This window comes from Caulobacter sp. FWC26 (assembly GCF_002742645.2).
Taxonomy (GTDB): Bacteria; Pseudomonadota; Alphaproteobacteria; order Caulobacterales; family Caulobacteraceae; genus Caulobacter.
Map to the genome: position 1 here is coordinate 3,609,704 of NZ_CP033875.1, position 17,544 is coordinate 3,627,247.

The 17,544-nt window shown below is 67.7% G+C and carries 17 protein-coding genes and 1 pseudogene; 6 read left to right on the top strand and 12 right to left on the bottom strand.

Annotation, left to right across the window (positions count from 1 at the left end):
• Positions 1 to 112: 112 nt before the first annotated feature.
• Complete coding sequence (locus CSW63_RS18730) at positions 113 to 382, top strand: GNAT family N-acetyltransferase (RefSeq protein ID WP_062098682.1); 270 nt, start codon at positions 113 to 115, stop codon at positions 380 to 382.
• Between the two features lie 52 nt (positions 383 to 434).
• Here the strand turns inward: CSW63_RS18730 and CSW63_RS18735 are convergent, their stop codons facing one another.
• Positions 435 to 1,052: a hypothetical protein gene (locus CSW63_RS18735; RefSeq protein WP_099503095.1), complete on the bottom strand. Its 618-nt coding sequence runs from the start codon at positions 1,050 to 1,052 to the stop codon at positions 435 to 437.
• Between the two features lie 89 nt (positions 1,053 to 1,141).
• Here CSW63_RS18735 and CSW63_RS18740 point away from each other — a divergent pair, with 89 nt between their 5' ends.
• Positions 1,142 to 2,230, top strand: coding sequence for a transcriptional regulator (locus tag CSW63_RS18740; protein ID WP_099503093.1), 1,089 nt, complete (start codon positions 1,142 to 1,144; stop codon positions 2,228 to 2,230).
• 44 nt (positions 2,231 to 2,274) lie between these two features.
• On the opposite strand, the gene CSW63_RS18745 is transcribed toward CSW63_RS18740, so the two are convergent.
• Both CSW63_RS18745 and CSW63_RS18755 read right to left on the bottom strand, forming a co-directional pair.
• A complete protein-coding gene (locus tag CSW63_RS18745; protein WP_062099806.1) occupies positions 2,275 to 3,654 on the bottom strand; it encodes a M28 family metallopeptidase in 1,380 nt (459 codons plus the stop codon).
• A gap of 439 nt (positions 3,655 to 4,093) precedes the next feature.
• Entirely contained in the window at positions 4,094 to 4,663 is a 570-nt protein-coding gene (locus CSW63_RS18755; RefSeq protein WP_171012788.1) for an OmpA family protein, read from the bottom strand.
• Positions 4,664 to 5,204: 541 nt separating this feature from the next.
• On the opposite strand from CSW63_RS18755, the gene CSW63_RS18760 reads away from it, so the two are divergent.
• Both CSW63_RS18760 and CSW63_RS18765 read left to right on the top strand, forming a co-directional pair.
• Complete coding sequence (locus CSW63_RS18760; protein WP_062099807.1) at positions 5,205 to 5,564, top strand: hypothetical protein; 360 nt, start codon at positions 5,205 to 5,207, stop codon at positions 5,562 to 5,564.
• A 132-nt stretch (positions 5,565 to 5,696) separates the two neighbouring features.
• Positions 5,697 to 7,964, top strand: coding sequence for a hypothetical protein (locus CSW63_RS18765; protein WP_062099808.1), 2,268 nt, complete (start codon positions 5,697 to 5,699; stop codon positions 7,962 to 7,964).
• Positions 7,965 to 8,061: 97 nt separating this feature from the next.
• On the opposite strand, the gene CSW63_RS18770 is transcribed toward CSW63_RS18765, so the two are convergent.
• The 8 genes and pseudogenes from CSW63_RS18770 to prmC form a co-directional block, all read right to left on the bottom strand.
• Entirely contained in the window at positions 8,062 to 8,394 is a 333-nt protein-coding gene (locus tag CSW63_RS18770; protein WP_062099809.1) for a hypothetical protein, read from the bottom strand.
• A 350-nt stretch (positions 8,395 to 8,744) separates the two neighbouring features.
• Positions 8,745 to 11,324 (bottom strand): ATP-dependent chaperone ClpB, encoded by a 2,580-nt coding sequence (gene clpB, locus CSW63_RS18775; RefSeq protein ID WP_062099810.1) that lies wholly within the window; start codon positions 11,322 to 11,324, stop codon positions 8,745 to 8,747.
• A 157-nt stretch (positions 11,325 to 11,481) separates the two neighbouring features.
• A complete protein-coding gene (locus CSW63_RS18780; RefSeq protein ID WP_062099811.1) occupies positions 11,482 to 12,237 on the bottom strand; it encodes a M48 family metallopeptidase in 756 nt (251 codons plus the stop codon).
• Between the two features lie 80 nt (positions 12,238 to 12,317).
• Positions 12,318 to 12,680 carry a response regulator gene (locus tag CSW63_RS18785; RefSeq protein ID WP_255357790.1) on the bottom strand — a complete coding sequence of 121 codons (363 nt, stop codon included), beginning with the start codon at positions 12,678 to 12,680 and terminating at the stop codon, positions 12,318 to 12,320.
• Positions 12,670 to 13,710, bottom strand: a complete 1,041-nt coding sequence (locus tag CSW63_RS18790; protein WP_062099812.1) for a sensor histidine kinase — start codon at positions 13,708 to 13,710, stop codon at positions 12,670 to 12,672. Before CSW63_RS18790 ends, CSW63_RS18785 begins: the two co-directional genes overlap by 11 nt.
• A gap of 161 nt (positions 13,711 to 13,871) precedes the next feature.
• Entirely contained in the window at positions 13,872 to 14,972 is a 1,101-nt protein-coding gene (locus CSW63_RS18795; RefSeq protein ID WP_062099813.1) for a DUF4167 domain-containing protein, read from the bottom strand.
• Positions 14,969 to 15,193, bottom strand: a pseudogene (locus CSW63_RS18800) (hypothetical protein). The gene CSW63_RS18795 and the pseudogene CSW63_RS18800 overlap by 4 nt, the downstream one beginning before the upstream one ends.
• A gap of 37 nt (positions 15,194 to 15,230) precedes the next feature.
• Complete coding sequence (gene prmC / locus CSW63_RS18805; RefSeq protein ID WP_062099814.1) at positions 15,231 to 16,100, bottom strand: peptide chain release factor N(5)-glutamine methyltransferase; 870 nt, start codon at positions 16,098 to 16,100, stop codon at positions 15,231 to 15,233.
• Between the two features lie 99 nt (positions 16,101 to 16,199).
• Between prmC and CSW63_RS18810 the strand changes: the two genes are divergently transcribed.
• Positions 16,200 to 16,451, top strand: a complete 252-nt coding sequence (locus tag CSW63_RS18810) for a type II toxin-antitoxin system ParD family antitoxin (RefSeq protein ID WP_062099815.1) — start codon at positions 16,200 to 16,202, stop codon at positions 16,449 to 16,451.
• Positions 16,448 to 16,735 carry a type II toxin-antitoxin system RelE/ParE family toxin gene (locus CSW63_RS18815; RefSeq protein ID WP_082749801.1) on the top strand — a complete coding sequence of 96 codons (288 nt, stop codon included), beginning with the start codon at positions 16,448 to 16,450 and terminating at the stop codon, positions 16,733 to 16,735. The genes CSW63_RS18810 and CSW63_RS18815 overlap by 4 nt, the downstream gene beginning before the upstream one ends.
• On the opposite strand, the gene CSW63_RS18820 is transcribed toward CSW63_RS18815, so the two are convergent.
• Positions 16,736 to 17,497, bottom strand: coding sequence for an MOSC domain-containing protein (locus tag CSW63_RS18820; RefSeq protein WP_099503091.1), 762 nt, complete (start codon positions 17,495 to 17,497; stop codon positions 16,736 to 16,738).
• Positions 17,498 to 17,544: the final 47 nt, after the last annotated feature.

The following is a 17,544-nucleotide window of genomic DNA, read 5'->3' on the forward strand; positions in this document are numbered from 1 at the left end:
GTGTCATCCCGGCCGCTGCGTAGCGGAGAGCCGGGATGACACAAAGTATTTGCGAAGGGGCGCGAACAAGCACCTCTTGGCATCTCCCGCCACCGAGGCGCGTTAATCCGGCATGACCGACAGCTTCCGCCACAACCCCGAACTTTCCCGCTACGAGCTGGAGGAGAACGGCCTGCTGGCCTTCGCCGACTACCAGCGCTCGGGCCACCGCCTGGTGATCCCGCACGTGGAGGCCGACCCCGCCCTGCGCGGCAAGGGAACCGCCGGCCGCCTGATGTCGAAGGTCGCCGAGACGGCGCGGGCGGAGGGCATGCGGATCGTCCCACTGTGCTCCTACGCGGCGGCCTGGCTGAAGCGGAACGATCCGGACCTGATCGCCTGAGGCCCTTAGGCGCGGCCCGTCGCCAGCGCGCCATAGCCTCGGCGTGAACCTGTCAGGCCTGACGTTCGGTCTCGGTCGCTTCGCCTGATCCTACGGCGCGGTGTCCGACTGCGGTCCGACGGAAAAGGGCCGCAGAGGCAAGCCAGAGCAGGCCGAAGACGATGCTGAGCACGATGACCGGCCGCGGCCAGTTCTCGGAGCCCTCGCCCCAACCCCGCCAAACCGCAACAACGCCGATAATGACCTGGAGCGCTGCGGCCGAGGCCATGGCCAGCGCCAGGCCCGCCGCGCGAAACCGACTGGCCACAGCGCCCACAAAGGCGGCGATGATGACGCCCAGATAGAGAATGTTCGCCGGATGGTCTTCGGAACCGATGATGCCAACCGCACCGTTGAACCAGAGCAAGAGCGCTGATGCGAGGACGGCGAGGCCCGCGCCAAACCGATACGACCACGCGCCCGAGGCGCGCACCGCCAGTTCCGCGATCCCGCCCGCGCCGATGAGAACGATCCCTGCGAAGACGAAGTCGGAGATCGTCCACTGAACCTGATCGGTAAACCGCATGGCGATGGCTGGGGCGATCAGCAGCCCCCCAACCACCGTCCAGCCGATCAGGCGCAGGGCTGAGATAAGTCGATCGTTCTTGGTCGATGCGATAGGGTTCGTCATTGCCTTCATTTCCCGCTTGGGTGAGGCTTGGACGTTGGAGGCGAGGACGATGAAAGTCCTGAGCGCCCCGTGAGGAAACCCTGAAAACCGTGGCCAGCCTCTACAGTTTCGGCCCTTTCGTGCTGGAGCCTGCGAACCGCCGCCTGTCTGTCGACGGGCGGCCGGTGGAGTTGTCTGGACGCTATCTGGACGCGTTGGTGCTACTGGTCGTCGAGGAAGGGCGGCTGGTGACCAAGGCGCGGCTTCTGGACGAGGTCTGGAAAGGCGTTCCGGTCACGGAAGAGGCGTTGACCCAGTGCGTACGATCTCTGCGCAAGGCGCTTGGAGACGAGGCGGGACGGCCAAGGTTCATCGAGACCGTGCCACGGCATGGCTATCGGTTCATCGCGTCGGTGACCGCCGCTGAAGCGCATGACGCCAACACCGATGCGGCGCGGTTCGAGCCGCGTCCAGGACGTGATCGGCGCGAAGCCCTGGCGCGCTTCCTGAGCATGGGCCGAGCCGGCCTAATCGGCGGCGGCGCCGCCGGACTGGTTGGCGGCCTGGCCTATGGCTTCGCAGGCGTTGCGGAGGGCGGCGCCGGCGGCGCGCTGTCCGGCCTGGTCGTGCTCGCCGCTCTGACGGCCGTCATCGGCATGATCGGCGGCTCGAGCGTCGGTTTCGGCGTCGGCGTGGCGGCCTTCGCAACGCGATACCGGGGGGCGTGGCAGGCTTTGGGCGGCGCGTGCGGCGGAATGCTCATCGGCGGCCTGGTCAGGCTGGCGGGGCTGGACGCCTTTGCTCTGCTGTTCGGATCAGCGCCAAAGGCCATGACAGGCGCCGGCGAGGGCATGGCGCTGGGCGCCGCGATCGGCGTCGGGGTCTGGATCACGCAGGCGCGGCGACGGCGGACGGCCCTGCTGACCGGCGCCCTTCTGACGGGGGCCGCAGGTGCGGGCGCGGCGCTGCTGGGCGGTCGGCTGATGGGCGGCAGCCTGGCCGCCCTTGAGGCCCAGTTCCCCGACGCCCGACTGAACCTCGGTCACCTCGGCGCCCTGTTCGGCGAGCCGACATTCGGCGCGATCAGCCAGGCCGTAACGGCGGGACTGGAAGGCGCGCTGTTCGGGGCGGCCATGGTGTTGGCGCTACGCCTGGAACAGCAGCAACAATCACGCGAACCCCTCCCAGACGGGCGGTAACGCCCCAGGGCGCCGGAGTATTTTCCGATTGACGGCGGGGTCGCTTACTTCGGCGTCGCCGGCGGGGGGCTCTCGAAGCTGCCCGCGGCGCCCGGGAAGACGATCGGGCTCTCCCAGCCGTCCGGGCTGATCGCCGAGACGCCGAAGAAATAGTCGTCGATCACCACGTCCTTCAGGGTCGCCGTGGCGGCGGGGCCCGGAACCCAGCGGTTCAGGCGCCATTGCGGGTCGGTCGTCACGCGCCACCAGACGCGGTGCCCGGCCGCGCCGGGCGTGGGGGCCCAGGAGACCTTGGTGTCGGCGCTGACCGCCCCCTCGATCTTGACGCCCGACGGCGGCGGCGGGGCCGAGGCGAGGCTCGCCATCGCCACCGTGTTCAGCCGGGTGACCTGGGCCAGATAGGCGAAGTCGACGCCCTCGATGGTGTCGCCATAGGCCTTGCCGTTCTCGGTGCGCAGGTTCTGGTGCTGGCGGTCGTAGTTCTCCACCGCCTCGGTCACGCGCACGGCCGGATAGCCGGCCTCCAGCAGCGGCACCTGGTCGCCGCCCCGGCCGTAGCGGTCGGTGCGATAGACCATGACGACGTCGAAATTGGTGAGGTACCGGTCGGCCAGGCCGTCGAGGTAGCGGGCGAGGTTGCGCGAGGGGCTGTCGACCTCGCCGCCATTGTAGCGGCGGCTGTTGGCCTGTTCGGGCGTCTCGACCGCCTTGGTGCCCTCGGAGAACACCCGGACCTGGGTGTTGTTCATCACCCCGCTCTGGCCGCGGCTGTTACCGACGATGTCGTTGTTGAGATCGGCCTCGACCTTCCAGCCCTGGGCGCGGGCGTAGTCGGCCAGGATCTTGCCGCCCAACAGGCCCTGCTCCTCGCCCGACAGCACCGCATAGACCAGCGTGGCCGGGAACTTGTGCTTTGAGAGCACGCGCGCGGCTTCCAGCACCGCCGCCACGCCCGAGGCGTCGTCATTGGCGCCGGGGGCGTCACTGGTGAAGTCCATGACGTCGGTGACGCGGCTGTCGATGTGACCGGCGATGATGATCACCCGGTTGGGGTCGGAGGTCCCCTTCTGGATCCCCAGAACGTTCATCACCTCGGTCGGATTGGGCACGCGGCGGCCGGTGACGACCTGGGACGGCGTCTCGACGGTCAGGCAGCCGCCGCAGTCCTTGGAGATGGCCTCGAAGCGGGCCTTGGTCCAGCGCCGAGCCGCGCCGATGCCGCGCTTGTCGGATTTGGTGTCCGACAGGGTGTGGCGCGTGCCGAAACCGACCAGCGACCGGATCGTGCTCTCCAGCGCCTTGGGGTCGACCTCCGCGGCCAGGGTCCGCAGCAGCGGCTGGTCGGTCGAGGGCTGGGCGGGCGTCTGGGCTTGGGCGGCGCTGGCGAACACGAGGCCGGCGGCGAGGGCGATGGGCAGGCGCATGAGGGCTCCGAACGGCGCGGACGACAGGTCGCGCAGGTTTCAGGCCAAGCTCGCCCGGCGCAAGCCATTTTCCGGAGACGGATCAGCCTTTCGGACGCTCGGTGATGAAGGCTGTGCGATCCAGCGACTCCGCCCCCGCCGCATAGATGAAGTCGACCGACGTGATCGGCTTGCCGCTCCGTCGAGGTCGTCAAGGCCGACCTCACCGACAAGACCGACCTCCTGGAGGTGGAGCAACGCCTGGCCGCCGACTGGGACGCCGCACAAGCCGCCAGGGCCAAGCTCTATCCGAACCTGTCTCGCAACCGGCCGGCGGATCGTTTCAGCAAGGCCTAGAATGAAGGTCTCGCCGGCGCGGCGCTCACACCCGCGCCGGCGAGGCCGCCCGGACAGGGCTCTGGCCTGATGCCGACCAGACCTCCCGCCCGGGAACGCGAAACTAGCTGAGCACCATCACGACGACGCGGCGGTTCTGGGCCCGGCCTTCGCGCGTTTCGTTGGGCGCCACCGGAGCGTCCTCGCCGTACGAGATCGTGGCCATCCGGTTCAGGGCCACGCCGTGCATGCTGAGGAACTTGCGCACGGCCTCGGCGCGCTTTTCGCCCAGCTCGTTGTTGTAGCTCGGGGCGCCCGAATTGTCGGTGTGGCCCTGGATCTCAAGATAGACGTTCTTGTTGTCGGCCTTCAGCTTCTCGGCGAACTCGCCCAGGCGCTGCTCGGCTTCCGGCGACAGGGTCGAGGCGTTGACCGGGAACTTCACCGAGTCATCGCTTAGCACCAGCGCATACTGGAACTTGCCCTCGGCCAGCTTGCCGGCGGCGATGGCGCGGTCCAGGGCTTCCTTGGAGGTCTTGTCCAGTTCGCCGATCTGGGCGCCCTGAGCGGTGACCCGCTGGTCGACCGCGCCGACCTGGGTGTTGACGTACTTCTTGGTCGCGCAGCCGCTGACCGTAAGGCCGCCCATCACCAGGGCGGCGGCGACCATCAAGGTCTTACTGCTTGCTATCATGTTCGGGTCTCGTCCGTGGTAGGGGTGCGAGCCGTCCTGCAACGCTCGCCCTGACCAAACGCACAGCCGAACTTGGCCAAAGCGAGGCGCGATTCCGGCGCTTCCGGGCCAAGCTAGACTATTGATCTTCCATCACATTTATACCGCGCGCGAGCGTTCGACGACGGGTTTGGTTCCGCGATTTTTTGTCTGGATCCGGGCAGCGGAGCGAGGTTGGTTCGGCGTGAATTCCTCATCCTTCGCGAAGTTATCCACAGCCCTTGCAACAAACCCGACCTCCCCGGCGAATGCCGGGGTCCAGATCCATCCGGGGCGGTTTGGGTGGGCGCGCCTGCCGCCTTTCTCGCCTCGAGACCATGGTGGGTTCGATCTGGGCCCCGGCATTCGCCGGGGAGATCGGTCTAAAAGAGCCGGGGAGGCCGGTCTAAGGAATGGCGCTTATCCCCGCTCAGTAACCGGCGTTTCCATTCAAAGTCAGCGCCTTACACAAAAACGCAGGTTTCTTATCCTCGCCCGCGCCCACGCCCCCATGCTGTAGCGCATGAGCCAGACACGCCCCTCGACCCGCACCTGGTGCGATCGTCTGCAACAGACGCTGATGGACGCCATCGACGCCGCCTGGGCGATGGTGGAGGCCAGCGACGATCCGGCCGTTCTGGCCAAGGCCCGCGACCGGGCCCGCGTCTGCGGCCAACTGGCCAGCGAAGCCCGCAAGGTGCTGGCCCTGGACCCCAGGCCCGACAAGCCCAGCAAGCCGCCCGGCGCGATCCGCGAGGCCTTCGACCGCCTCGAAGCCGCCACCGGCCCCCTCGTCGCCGAGGCCCAGAAACACCGCGCCGCCCAGCCCGCGGCTCAGGCGGTCGCCATGCGGACGGCGCTGGCGAAGCTGAAGCGGCGATAGGCTTGCAGGTCCCCCTCTCGACCCTGGGACAGCTTTTCCTCACAGCTCAGCTTGAGGGTGTTTAGTAAACTCTATATAGGCTGAGACGGGGGCTGAGTTCGCCGGAAGGCGAGGGATTGGAGTTCGCGCATCATGGCTACGACCGCGCAGGTCCTGAAGATCTACTACGGCAACATCCTTCGGACGGACGCCGCGCACATTCCAGCGGCGCACCAGACGCTGCTGACCAACCTCTCGAGCCAGATCGACAGCGGCGCGCTCAGCGTCGCGGACGCGCGCACCCAGATCGCCAAGCTGGCCCTGGAGACCACCACCGTCGCCAGCATGGCCTACAGCTTCTTCACGCCCGGCGTGCCGGGGGCCGGCGGCTTCGACTACCTGGTGTCCCCGACCGGGCCGAACACGACGAACCTGAATTCGGACTACTACAAGACCTTCAACGTCGAAAATCGGTTCATCAACTTCGCCATGAACCTGGGCAAGGCCGGCGAAGGCGCGGCCTGGTTCAACGCCAACTACGGCGCGCTCAGCACCCGAGACAGCCTGATCAAGGCCTATACCGAGATCTTCGGCGTCGTCCCCAGCCAGACCAAGGTCGACGGTCTGCTGGGCGACATGGTGCCGGACGGCCAGGGCGGGACCTTCACACGCCAGGCCTATTTCGCCGCCTTCGCCCGCGACGGGTTGGAGGGCCAGGGCACAAAGGCCGCCATCGTCGGCTGGCTGTTGTCGGTCGCCGCCAAGGAGAACATCGGCCCCTACGCCACGGCCAACAACGCCTTTCTGGCCGACCTTGGCGACGACGGCGTGGCGCAGTTCCGCAGCGACCTGCTGGTCGCCTATGGTTCGCCGCCGGCGCCGGGCACGGCGGGCGTCACCCTGACGGTCGCCGGCGACAAGTCCGTCTCGCCGACCGCATCGGACGCAGGCCTGAAGTCGAGCGCCAACAACGACACCATCACCGTGACCGGCGACATCGCGGGCGGCGTGACCATCGACGCCGGGGCTGGCCGCGATACGATCAAGGTCACGCTGGGAACCTTCGGCGCGATCCGGACCAGCGACGGCGGCGACACGCTCACCCTGGGCCACCTGCTGGCCACGACCCCGACCCTGGGCGTTCCGGCCCAGTACGGGACCGTCACCCTGGCGGGCGACAGCAACGTCGTGACGCTCAAGGGCAGCATGGCCAAGGGGACCAGCCTGACGGCGACGGGCACGGCCAACGTGCTGCACATCGATCGCACCGGCGCCACGGACTCGACCTTCTACGACGGCGAGATCAGCGGCTTCCAGACGGTGTACTACCATTCCACCGGCCCGGCCCCGCTGGTCCAGGGCGCCGCCGTCTTCTACAGCGTCGTCGACAATCCCGCCGATAAGGGCCGGGTCAATTTCAATCTCGGCGGCGGCCAGATCGCGGTCCTGAAGGACACGCCGAACGGCGCCTATGTCGGCACGACCGGCCTGGCCAACGGCGCGGCGACGGCGCATCTGCACCTGCAGAACTTCAAGGGCGCAGCCACGACCGAGGCTTACGAGTCCTTCGGCGCCTATAAGGTGGACGGCGGCGCGATCGGCTTCTCCGTCAATGGGGCCGACGCCACGAAGATGAACGGCACGATGGTCCTGCATGTCGACGCCGACAGCACGGCGGGCCTGATCTACGGCTGGTCCACGAATGCACAGGTCTGGCAGCTGGAGTACGCGCTTTCGAACCTCACGATCCTCGGCCCGGGAAAGCTGACGGCGCAGATCGACGGCAACTTCACCAACGTGGATGCGACCCTGGCCGGCGACCTGAACCTGACCTACCTGGTCGGGAAGTCCACGAGCGGGCTGGTCGACGACAGCGCGGCCGCATCGACGCTGCGCCTGGGCGACGGAACCAACAACCTCAAACTGGTCTTCGCGGCCGCCACGTCCAGCAGCGCCATCGACGCCTCGAAGTTCTACCTTGGTGCGGGCGTCGACACGATCTCGCTGGGCGCCAGCCTGTTCTCGCAGATCACGACAGGCTCCTTGTCGAACCTCGTGATCAAGGGCGCTGCAGGTGCGGAAGCCATCGGCGCTCCGGCCGAAATCATCGGCTTCACCAAGGGCGTCGACCACCTGGTGCTGGACGCCGTGATTCATACGCTCTCAGCCAACGTCCAGCAGTACGCCGACGGCAAGGCCACACTGCAGGCGGCGGTGATCGACGTCTCGGCCCACACCACCGCCAACACCGCGGCCATTTTCACCTGCAACGGCGACACCTACGTCTACAGCCAGGACAGCCTGGTCGGGGTGAACATGCGGGGCGGCTCCAACCTCGGCGACGGCCTTATCAAGCTGGTCGGCGTCACCGGCCTGACCGTCGGCACGGGCGCGGGCAGCTACGACATTCACTACGGGTAGACCTCGTCCCCGCCGGACGAGCCGTGAACGGGCGCTCCCTTGGTGGAGCGCCCTTTTCTTTGCCGGCGATGTGGAGGCCTCGCCGGCCAGAGGGGCCTTAAGCGCCTTCCTCGTCGACATAGATCACCACCGGCTTGCCGCGCGACAGCGGCTCCCAGCCGGCTTCGATGGCCGAGGCGATGGCCTTTGCGACAATGCGGACGGGGATCTGCGAGGGCTTCAGCGGCGGGGCGCTGAACTTGGGCTTGGGGCCGGGCGGGAACTCGATCATCGCCTCGCGCTGGCCTTCCTTGTGCCGCGCGGCGATCACCTTGCCGTGGCGCTCGGACGGGTCATAGGACCACTGCGGCAGGCGATGCAGCCGCCAGACATAGGGGTCTCCGTCGACCTCGATGTCGAATTCGGTGATGAGCTTGGTGGTCTTGGCCATGCGGGGAGATACCGCGTTGGGCGGCGACGGGAAAGTGGGAGGCTTAGCACCCCTCTCTCTTCGAGAGAGGGAGGGGCCCGCCGCGAAGCGGTGGGAGGGTGAGAGGTCACGTCAGCTCCAGCAACCCCACCATCGTCATCCCGCGCTTTATGCGCGGGACCCATGGTTAAGCTTCCACGTGAGAGTTTCGACACGCACTTCACGAGCGGCGGACGAATGGGTCCCGCGCATGAAGCGCGGGATGACGGTTTAGATCCGGATCTCTCCGGCCGGGGGTGCAACCTCTCACCCTCCCATCGCCGGAGGCGATGGGCCCCTCCCTCTCTCGAAGAGAGAGGGGCTCAAAACGCCTACTGCAGCAGCGCTTTCCCGAACGACAGACCGCCGTCCTCGACGCCAACGGCGATGACGCCGCCGTCTTCGATCTCTCCGGCCAGCAGCTTCTTGGCGATAGGGTCGACCAGCTCCTTCTGGATCACGCGCTTCAGGGGGCGCGCGCCGTAGACGGGGTCGTAGCCCTTGTCGGCCAGCCAGTTCAGGGCCTCGGCGTCGAGCGCCAGGGCCATGCGGCGGTCGGCCAACAGCTTTTCGACCCGCTGCAGCTGGATGCGGACGATGTCGCCCATGTTGTGGCGCGACAGGCGCTTGAACAGGATGATCTCGTCGATCCGGTTCAGGAACTCGGGACGGAAGTGGCCGCGCACCGTGTTCATCACCATCGGCCGGACGGCCTCGACGTCCTCGCCCTCCTCCTGGTTGGCCAGATATTCGGCGCCCAGGTTGCTGGTCATGATGATCAGCGTGTTGCGGAAGTCGACCGTGCGGCCCTGGCCGTCGGTCAGGCGGCCGTCATCCAGCACCTGCAGCAGCACGTTGAAGACGTCCGGGTGAGCCTTCTCGATCTCGTCGAACAGCACGACCTGGTACGGACGGCGGCGGACGGCCTCGGTCAGCGCCCCGCCCTCGTCGTAGCCGACATAGCCGGGAGGCGCGCCGATCAGACGGCTGACCGAGTGCTTTTCCATGTACTCGGACATGTCCATCCGGGTGATGGCCGCCTCGTCGGCGAACAGGAATTCGGCCAGAGACTTGGTCAGCTCGGTCTTGCCCACGCCCGTCGGGCCCAGGAACAGGAAGCTGCCGATCGGCTTGGACGGATCCTGCAGGCCGGCGCGAGCCCGCCGGACGGCGTCGGAGACGGCTTCCAGGGCCTCGTCCTGGCCGACCACGCGACCGCGCAGCTCGTCCTCCATCTTGAGCAGCTTCTCGCGCTCGCCTTCCAGCATCTTTTCGACGGGCACGCCGGTCCAGCGGCTGACGACGGCGGCGATCTGCTCGGCGTCGACGACTTCCGGGGTGAGCGCCTGGGTGTCGCCCTGCTCGGCTTCGGCCAGGCGCTTTTCGAGGGCCGGGATCTCGCCGTACTGGATCTGGCCGGCGCGGGCGAAGTCGCCGGCGCGCTGGGCGTTGGCCAGGTCGGCGCGCAGGCGGTCGAGGGCTTCACGCGCTTGCGCGGCGCCGCCGACCTTCTCCTTCTCGGCCTTCCACTGGGCGGTCATCTCGTCGCTGCGGAACTGCAGGTCGTCGATTTCCGTCTCCAGGTTCTCCAGGCGCTGGCGCGAGGCCGCATCGGTTTCCTTCGAGAGGGCTTCGCGCTCGATCTTCAGCTGCACCAGGCGCCGGTCGATCTCGTCCAGTTCCTCGGGCTTGGAGTCGATCGCCATGCGCACGCGGCTGGACGCCTCGTCCACCAGGTCGATGGCCTTGTCGGGCAGGAAGCGGTCGGCGATGTAGCGGTTGGACAGGGTCGCGGCGGCGACGATGGCGCTGTCGCTGATCCGCACCCCGTGGTGGACCTCGTACTTTTCCTTCAGGCCGCGCAGGATCGAGATGGTGTCCTCGACCGTCGGCTCGGTGACGAACACCGGCTGGAAGCGACGGGCCAGGGCCGCGTCCTTCTCGACGTGCTTGCGGTACTCGTCCAGCGTGGTGGCGCCGACGCAGTGCAGCTCGCCCCGCGCCAGGGCGGGCTTCAAGAGGTTCGAGGCGTCCATGGCCCCGTCGGTCTTGCCAGCCCCGACCAGGGTGTGCATCTCGTCGATGAACAGGATGATCGAGCCCTCGGCGGCGGTGACTTCGCCGAGCACGGCCTTCAGCCGCTCCTCGAACTCGCCGCGATACTTCGCGCCAGCGATCAGGCTGCCCATGTCGAGCGACAGGAGCTTCTTGTCCTTCAGGCTTTCGGGAACGTCGCCGTTGACGATGCGCAGGGCCAGGCCCTCGACGATGGCGGTCTTGCCGACGCCGGGCTCACCGATGAGCACGGGGTTGTTCTTGGTGCGGCGCGACAGGACCTGGATCGTGCGGCGGATCTCTTCGTCGCGGCCGATCACGGGGTCGAGCTTGCCGTCGCGCGCGGCGGCCGTCAGGTCGCGGGCGTAGCGCTTGAGCGCGTCATAGCCTTCCTCGGCGTTGGCGCTGTCGGCGGTGCGGCCCTTGCGCAGGGCGTTGGCGGCGGTCTCCAGGCTCTGGGCCGAGACGCCGGCTTCCTTGAACAGCTTGGCGGCGTCGCCGCCTTCCTTGGCGATGGCGATCAGCAGGCGCTCGGTCGTGACGAAGGCGTCGCCCGCCGCCTTGGCCGACTTCTCGGCCTCGGCGAAGACGCGGGCGGTGTCGGGCTTCATGTAGAGCTGGCCGCCGGCGCCGTCGACGCGCGGGGTCTTGGCCAGCAGGGTCTCGACGCCGCCGTCCAGCTGGTCGGGGCGGCCGCCGGCGCTCTGGATCAGGGCGCGGGACAGCCCGTCCTTTTCCTCGAGCAGGACCTTCAGGATGTGTTCGGGCGCGAATTGCTGGTGGCCGCGCGCGAGCGCCAGGCTCTGGGCCGACTGGACAGCCTGCTTGGCGCGATCGGAATAGAGGTCGATATTCATGATGTCCCCTCAACTAGGCGGATCAGGACGCGCTGCCTTGATCAAGCACAACGCATCCGGCTTCAGACACTGCGGAGCGCTTCGAGCAGGTCAGCCATCGGCCTGACCCTCACGCTCCGAAAGGGGATGTAGGTGTGGCCCATCAGCCACACAAGCCTCACCAGCCCTTGCTGGCCAGATATCGTTCCAGTTCCTGGATCCGTACGGCGTCCGAAGGGTGGGTCGAGCCCAGCTCCCCCCCGGCCTTGCCGCCGTCCAGCGCCTGCATGTTGCGCCACAGCTTCACCGCCTCGCGAGGGCGGTAGCCGGCGCGCTGCATGAAGTCGACGCCCAGCTTGTCGGCCTCCAGCTCCTGCTTTCGCGAGAACGGCAGCAGCACGCCATAGCGCGCCGCATCGTCGCCGTGATCCTTGAGCAGCTTGCCAAGGTCGGTCTTGCCGGCCGCCGCGCTGGCGATCCCCAGCAGGACCTTCGAGGTGGTCTCCTGCGACACCCGTTCGGCCGCGTGGCGGGCCACGACGTGACCGGCCTCGTGACCGATCACGGCGGCCAGCTGGTCGTCGTTCTCGACCAGGGTCAGCAGACCGACCGTCACGCCGACATGACCGCCCGGCAGCACGAAGGCGTTGGGGGCCTCGTCCAGGAAGACGGCATATTCCCAGGGCCGTCCCGCCAGGCCGGCGGCGGTGATCACTCGTTGCCCCACCGCCTGAACCCGCGCGTTCTTGCGCGGTTCCTTGGAGATGTAGCTCGTGCGCAGCGCATCGGCCCAGGCCTTCTCGCCCTGAGCGGCCAGGCTGTTGTCGTTGACGATCAACAACTGGTCGCGCCCCAGATCGGCATTGTAGGCGCAGCCGCCCAGCGCGAACGCGGCGGCCATCAGCAGCGGAAGGATCAGGCGCGGAAGGGTCATGGGCTCGGCGGACTGTGTTTCAGAGTCGACACAAGCCTTATCTCCGGCGCGGGTCCGGGACGCAACCGGAACGCTTAAGCTCAGCCCTCGCCAAGCCTGGCGATCACCTTGGCCAGCTGGCGCGGGTCGATGGGCTTGGACAGGATCGGCGCGTCGCGCAGATCCGGACGCACCCCCTGGTCGCCATAGCCGGTGACGAAGGCGAAAGGCACGCCGCGCTCGCGCAGGATCTCGGCGGCGCGAAACGAGGTCTCGCCGTCGCCGAGGTTCACGTCCAGCAAGGCCAGGTCGAAGCCCTCGGCCTCGGCCGCCGCCACCGCCTCCCGCGCCGAGGAGGCGGGGCCCACCACGGTGCAGCCCAGATCGCTCAGCAGATCCTCGACCAGCATGGCCACGAACAGCTCGTCCTCGACCACCAGGATACGGACAGGTTCAGGCCGCACCTCGGAAGAAACGGTTAGACTCGCCGGTCTTGCCGAGCCGTGCGTCGATCTCGCAGACGACGCCGCTCGCCGGATAGTCGAGCCGGACCTCCCCCCCGAGTTCCCGGGCGAGCCCCCCGGTGATGAGGCGGGTCCCAAAGCCCTGCCGGGTCGGGGGCGAGACAGTGGGCCCATGGGCTTCCTCCCAGATCAGTTTAAGGCGGTCGCCGCCCTCCCCCGCCTCGCGTCTCCAGGTAATCCTTACCTGGCCCGCAGCATTGGAAAGCGCGCCGTACTTCGTCGCGTTCGTCATTAGCTCATGTAGCGCCATCGACAGCGCCAGCGCGGGCTTGGGGGCGAGTCTAATGGCGGTTCCATCCACACTGAAACGCTCGGCCTCACCATGGGCTGCGACCACCGCGCCGACAATGTCACCCAACGCCGCACCGTCCCAGCTTTCGGCGGTGAGAATGTCGTGACCGCGCGACAGGGCCAGCAGCCGCCGGGTCAGGCTGTCGCGGGCGTCCTCCAGGGTCTCGGCGTTGCGCAGGGTCTGGCCGGCCACCGACTGCACCGTGGCCAGGGTGTTCTTCACCCGGTGGTTCAGTTCGTTGATCATCAGCCGTTGCAGCTCCTCCGCGCGCCGGCGGTCGGTGACGTCACGCATCACGCCGGTGAAGAAGCGGCGTTTGCCGTCGTTCCATTCCGCGATCGACAGCTCCAGCGGAAAGGTGGTCCCGTCGCTGCGCCGCCCCTCGACCTCGCGACCGATGCCGATGATGCGCCGCTCTCCAGTGTCGCGATAACGGGCCAGATAGCCGTCATGTTCGCCGTGATAAGGCTCTGGCATGAGGATGTTGACGTTCTGGCCGACCATATCGGCCGCCGAATAGCCGAACAGACGCTCGGCGGCGGGGTTGAAGGCCTCGACCCGGCCTTGCTCATCGATCACGACGATGGCGTCCACGGCGGTGTCGACGATCGCCCGGTAGCGCGCGTCCACCGCCGCGCGGGTCGCGCGCGTCCGTGGAGCGGTCAGTTTAGTCGCCATGCGCAAGGGTCTCGGCTCGGTCAGACGACGAGCCTATCGCCGATGTTGACGCACGGCTAGAGCGAAATACAACCTTAAGGAGAATTGATAAACATCAAGAAAAAAGCCCCGTTCCTGGGCGAGGAACAGGGCTTCAATTTCGATTCGAAAGCGGGGCGCTTTTAAGCCTCCTCGGACTCCGAACCCGTCGGCGCGCCTTCGGCGGCCTCGAAGCTGCGCGGCGCGCGGCGGCGGCGGGGCTTCTTGACCTCTTCGCCTTCGTCCGAGGCCGGAGCTTCGGCGGCCGGGGCGGCTTCGGCGCGCTCGGTCTTGCGGCCGAGGAACGCGGGGGCGTGGCTGACGGCGCCGTCCTGGCCGCGCAGCACCGGCGAACCTTCACCGGCCGGCGCCTCGGCGGTCAGCGGGGAGGCTTCCGGCTCGATCACGGCCAGCGGGTCGCGCTCGCCGCGCGGCTGCCAGTCGCGATCCCGATCTCGGTTACGGTCACGGCGGCGGCGGCCCTCGCGGTACTCGCCTTCACCCTGCGGCTGGTCGCCCTCGACCGCCGGGCGATCCTCGCGCGGACGATCATCGCGCGGGCGGTCGTCACGGTCACGGAAACGATCTTCACGCGGACGCTCATCCCGGGGGCGGTCATCCCGAGGGCGGTCGTCGCGCGGGCGGTCGTCACGGGGACGATCGTCGCGAGGACGGTCATCACGCGGACGATCATCACGGTCGCGCCAGCGGTCGCGGCCCTCGCGCGGGCGGTCGTCGCGGTCGCGATTGCGATCCCGGTCGCGGCCTTCGAAGTTGCGGTCGCGATCCCGGTTGCGATCGCGGTCGCGGCTTTCAAATCGGTCACGACGCGGCTCACCGCCTTCACCGCCCTCGCCGCCTTCGGCCTGGCTCTCGGCGGGTTGCTCGACGACTTCCGGCTCTTCCGGCGGCTCGGCCTCGAAGTCGATCTCGTAGGCGGCGTAGACGTCCTTGCCGACGATGTCGGCCACCGGACGATTCGGCTGAATGGCGCGCAGGACCCGGAAATAGTGCTCGGCGTGCTGCAGATAGTTCTCGGCCAGGACCCGGTCGCCGGACGAGGACGCGTCGCGGGCCAGCTGCTGGTACTTTTCGTACACGCTCTGGGCCGCGCCGCGGACCTTGATCCCCTCGGGACCGTTCGAGTCGAACGCGCGGTTGGCGTTGTGCTGCTGAGGCTTGCCGCCGTTGCCGCCGCGATTGTTGCGGCCGCGTTGGCGCTTCATGCCTTTGAAATCTCTCATGTTCTCTTCTGAACCTGTCCGGAGGTCAGTCTTGCGCTGGCGCATCCGGCCTTGCTGGTCTCTGGGCGGGTCTAACCCTGTTCGGTGTCAGAGACTCTGGTTTCCGTAGAGCCCCCATCCTGCTCTTTCGGCGCGGCGACCGGCGGACCGGGCGCGCCTGCCAGGGGAGCATCGCGGACGTCAGACACCGAAGCGTCCTCGACGACTGCTTTTCCCGTCACCCGGCGATCTGGAAGGAGACGAGACTCGTCTAACGGTTCACGCCCGGGTTTCCAAGGGATTTTTCACCCCCAGCACCACGCGGTCGTGCGTCGACAGATCCTTGACCGTGCGAACTTCGGTGGCGCCCGCCGCGCGGAACAGCGCTTCGACGGCCTGGGACTGGTCGTAGCCGATCTCCACGGCGAACATTCCGCCGGGCTTCAGCACGCGCAGAATCTCCGGCGCCAGCTCGCGATAGGCGTCCAGACCGTCGGCTCCGCCATCCAGCGCCATGCGCGGTTCGTGGATGCGAACCTCGGGCTCAAGCGTGTCGATGACGGCGGTCGGGATATAGGGCGGATTGGAGACCACGAGGTCGAAGCTGTCGCCGCCCAGGCCCGTCGTCCAGTCGCCGTGCAGCAGGGCCGCGCGGTTGTTGAGGTCGAGATTGGCGGCGTTCTCGCGCGCCACGGCCAGGGCCTCGCTGGACGCGTCGATCCCCAGCCCCTTGGCCGCCGGCCGCTCGGCCAGCACCGCCAGCAGGATCGTGCCCGAGCCGACGCCCAGGTCGAGCATCGAGAAGGCCATGTTCTCGGGGAAGGCCTTGAGCACCTCGTCGACAATGACCTCGGTCTCGGGGCGCGGGGTCAGGACGTTCTTGTTCACCTGCAGCAGGATCTTCCAGAAGCCCTTGCGGCCGATGATGTGGCTGACCGGCTCGCGGCGGGCGCGGCGCTCCAGATAGTCGTTCAGCGTGGCGATCTGCTCATCGGTCAGTTCGCGGTAGGGATCGGTGACGATCTCGGTGCGGGTGACGCCGGCGGCCACCTCCAGCATCAGGCGCGCGTCGATCGACGGCTGGTCGATGCCCGCGTTCTTCAGGCGATCCTTGGCGGCGGTCCAGGCTTTGACGAGAGTCAGGGTCATGACCGGGGATTTAGCGCGTCGGCGGCCGGGAGGCGAGATTGAATGCGGTACCAGATTTTGGTATAGCTGTAGGCGCGTCGCACCGATGCGAGGACCGCCATGAGCAAGAATACGTCCATCGTGCTCAGCGAGCACTTTCAGTCTTTCATCGCCGAACAGATCGGGGAAGGCCGCTATGGCTCGGCCAGCGAGGTCGTCCGCGCCGGGCTCCGGTTGCTGGAAAATCAGGAAGCCAAACTCGCGGCGCTGCGAAACGCCCTGAAGGAGGGCTGGGACAGCGGCAAGCCTGAGGCCTTCGACGTTGAGGCCTTTCTGGCTGAGGCGAACGCCGACTACGACGCGAAATCGTGAGCGCGTATCGCCTGACGCCTCGCGCACGATACGACGTGCGAGAAATCTGGGCCTATACCATCGGCGTGTGGGGGCGTCGGGCCGCAGACCGATACATCCGCGAGCTAACCAAGACGTTCGAAGCGATCGCCAGCGATCCAAGCCTCGGCGCGGTCGTGGAAGGCTTGGATTGCCGCAAGCAGATCTTTCGCTCCCACGTAATCTACTACGCGCCCGAGAATGACGCGGTCATCGTGGTGCGCGTGCTGCATCAGCAGATGGACGCGCCAAGCCACCTGACCTGATCACCCCGCCGCCACCGCATCCCCCTCGCGCACCGCCCCGCCCTTGGTCACGTTCAGATAGATGCCGCAGAACATGTGGCCGTAGCGGTCGAACAGCGCCTTGACGAGATCGACGTCGCGCTCGGCGCTGGTGGGGTCCACATGGGTCGCGGCGCAACGGACGATGGGCTTGAGCACCGCCGCCTTGGCCGCGCCGAGGCTCAGGGTCTGGCCGGTCATGTCGTTCTCGACCCAGGCGGGCCAGCCCTCGACATAGAGGTTGGCGCGGAAGCGCAACGGGTCCAGGTTCCGCCCGATCTTGGCCGAAAGATCGCGCACGCTGGCCAGGTTGACGATCGAGACATAGCCCGAACGGCTGTCCATGAAGCGGTGCGCGCCCGGCCCCTCGATCACCTTAAGCGGTCCTTGCGCCTCATCGCCAAGAAGCTCGGCCAGCCAGGCCTCGAAGCCGGCCCGCCCGGCCGCCGCGCGCAGATCGCCGGCGAAGTCGGGGACGCCCTCGGCGCGGGCGGTCAGCACGCCGCTGGCTTCGTCGAAGGCCGTGCGCGCGCGGGCCACGGCCTGGATCTTGGCCAGCACCGTGAACTTCATCTTCGAGATGTGCGCCGGCGCCTGCGGATCAAAGCCACTGGGTCCGTCCTCGACGGCATAGAGGCGATCGCTGGGGAAGCAGGCCCCGGCCTCAAGGTCCGCGCGCGCCAGGCGCTCGGGCGTGAACCCCTTCACGGGGTGGCGATACAGCGAGACGATCCGGGCTTCCATGCGCGGACCATCGGTCTCGACTCGGGCGATGGCAAGGCCAAGCTCGC

Excerpts from the sequence above, each read along its gene's own strand:
- clpB (WP_062099810.1), bottom strand. The coding sequence starts at position 11,324 with ATGAATATCGACCTCTATTCCGATCGCGCCAAGCAGGCTGTCCAGTCG.
- prmC (WP_062099814.1), bottom strand. The coding sequence starts at position 16,100 with ATGACCCTGACTCTCGTCAAAGCCTGGACCGCCGCCAAGGATCGCCTG.
- CSW63_RS18770 (WP_062099809.1), bottom strand. The coding sequence starts at position 8,394 with ATGGCCAAGACCACCAAGCTCATCACCGAATTCGACATCGAGGTCGAC.
- CSW63_RS18790 (WP_062099812.1), bottom strand. The coding sequence starts at position 13,710 with ATGGCGACTAAACTGACCGCTCCACGGACGCGCGCGACCCGCGCGGCG.
- CSW63_RS18820 (WP_099503091.1), bottom strand. The coding sequence starts at position 17,497 with ATGGAAGCCCGGATCGTCTCGCTGTATCGCCACCCCGTGAAGGGGTTC.
- CSW63_RS18795 (WP_062099813.1), bottom strand. The coding sequence starts at position 14,972 with ATGAGAGATTTCAAAGGCATGAAGCGCCAACGCGGCCGCAACAATCGC.
- CSW63_RS18755 (WP_171012788.1), bottom strand. The coding sequence starts at position 4,663 with ATGATAGCAAGCAGTAAGACCTTGATGGTCGCCGCCGCCCTGGTGATG.
- CSW63_RS18765 (WP_062099808.1), top strand. The coding sequence starts at position 5,697 with ATGGCTACGACCGCGCAGGTCCTGAAGATCTACTACGGCAACATCCTT.
- CSW63_RS18760 (WP_062099807.1), top strand. The coding sequence starts at position 5,205 with ATGAGCCAGACACGCCCCTCGACCCGCACCTGGTGCGATCGTCTGCAA.
- CSW63_RS18810 (WP_062099815.1), top strand. The coding sequence starts at position 16,200 with ATGAGCAAGAATACGTCCATCGTGCTCAGCGAGCACTTTCAGTCTTTC.
- CSW63_RS18780 (WP_062099811.1), bottom strand. The coding sequence starts at position 12,237 with ATGACCCTTCCGCGCCTGATCCTTCCGCTGCTGATGGCCGCCGCGTTC.
- CSW63_RS18745 (WP_062099806.1), bottom strand. The coding sequence starts at position 3,654 with ATGCGCCTGCCCATCGCCCTCGCCGCCGGCCTCGTGTTCGCCAGCGCC.
- CSW63_RS18735 (WP_099503095.1), bottom strand. The coding sequence starts at position 1,052 with ATGACGAACCCTATCGCATCGACCAAGAACGATCGACTTATCTCAGCC.
- CSW63_RS18730 (WP_062098682.1), top strand. The coding sequence starts at position 113 with ATGACCGACAGCTTCCGCCACAACCCCGAACTTTCCCGCTACGAGCTG.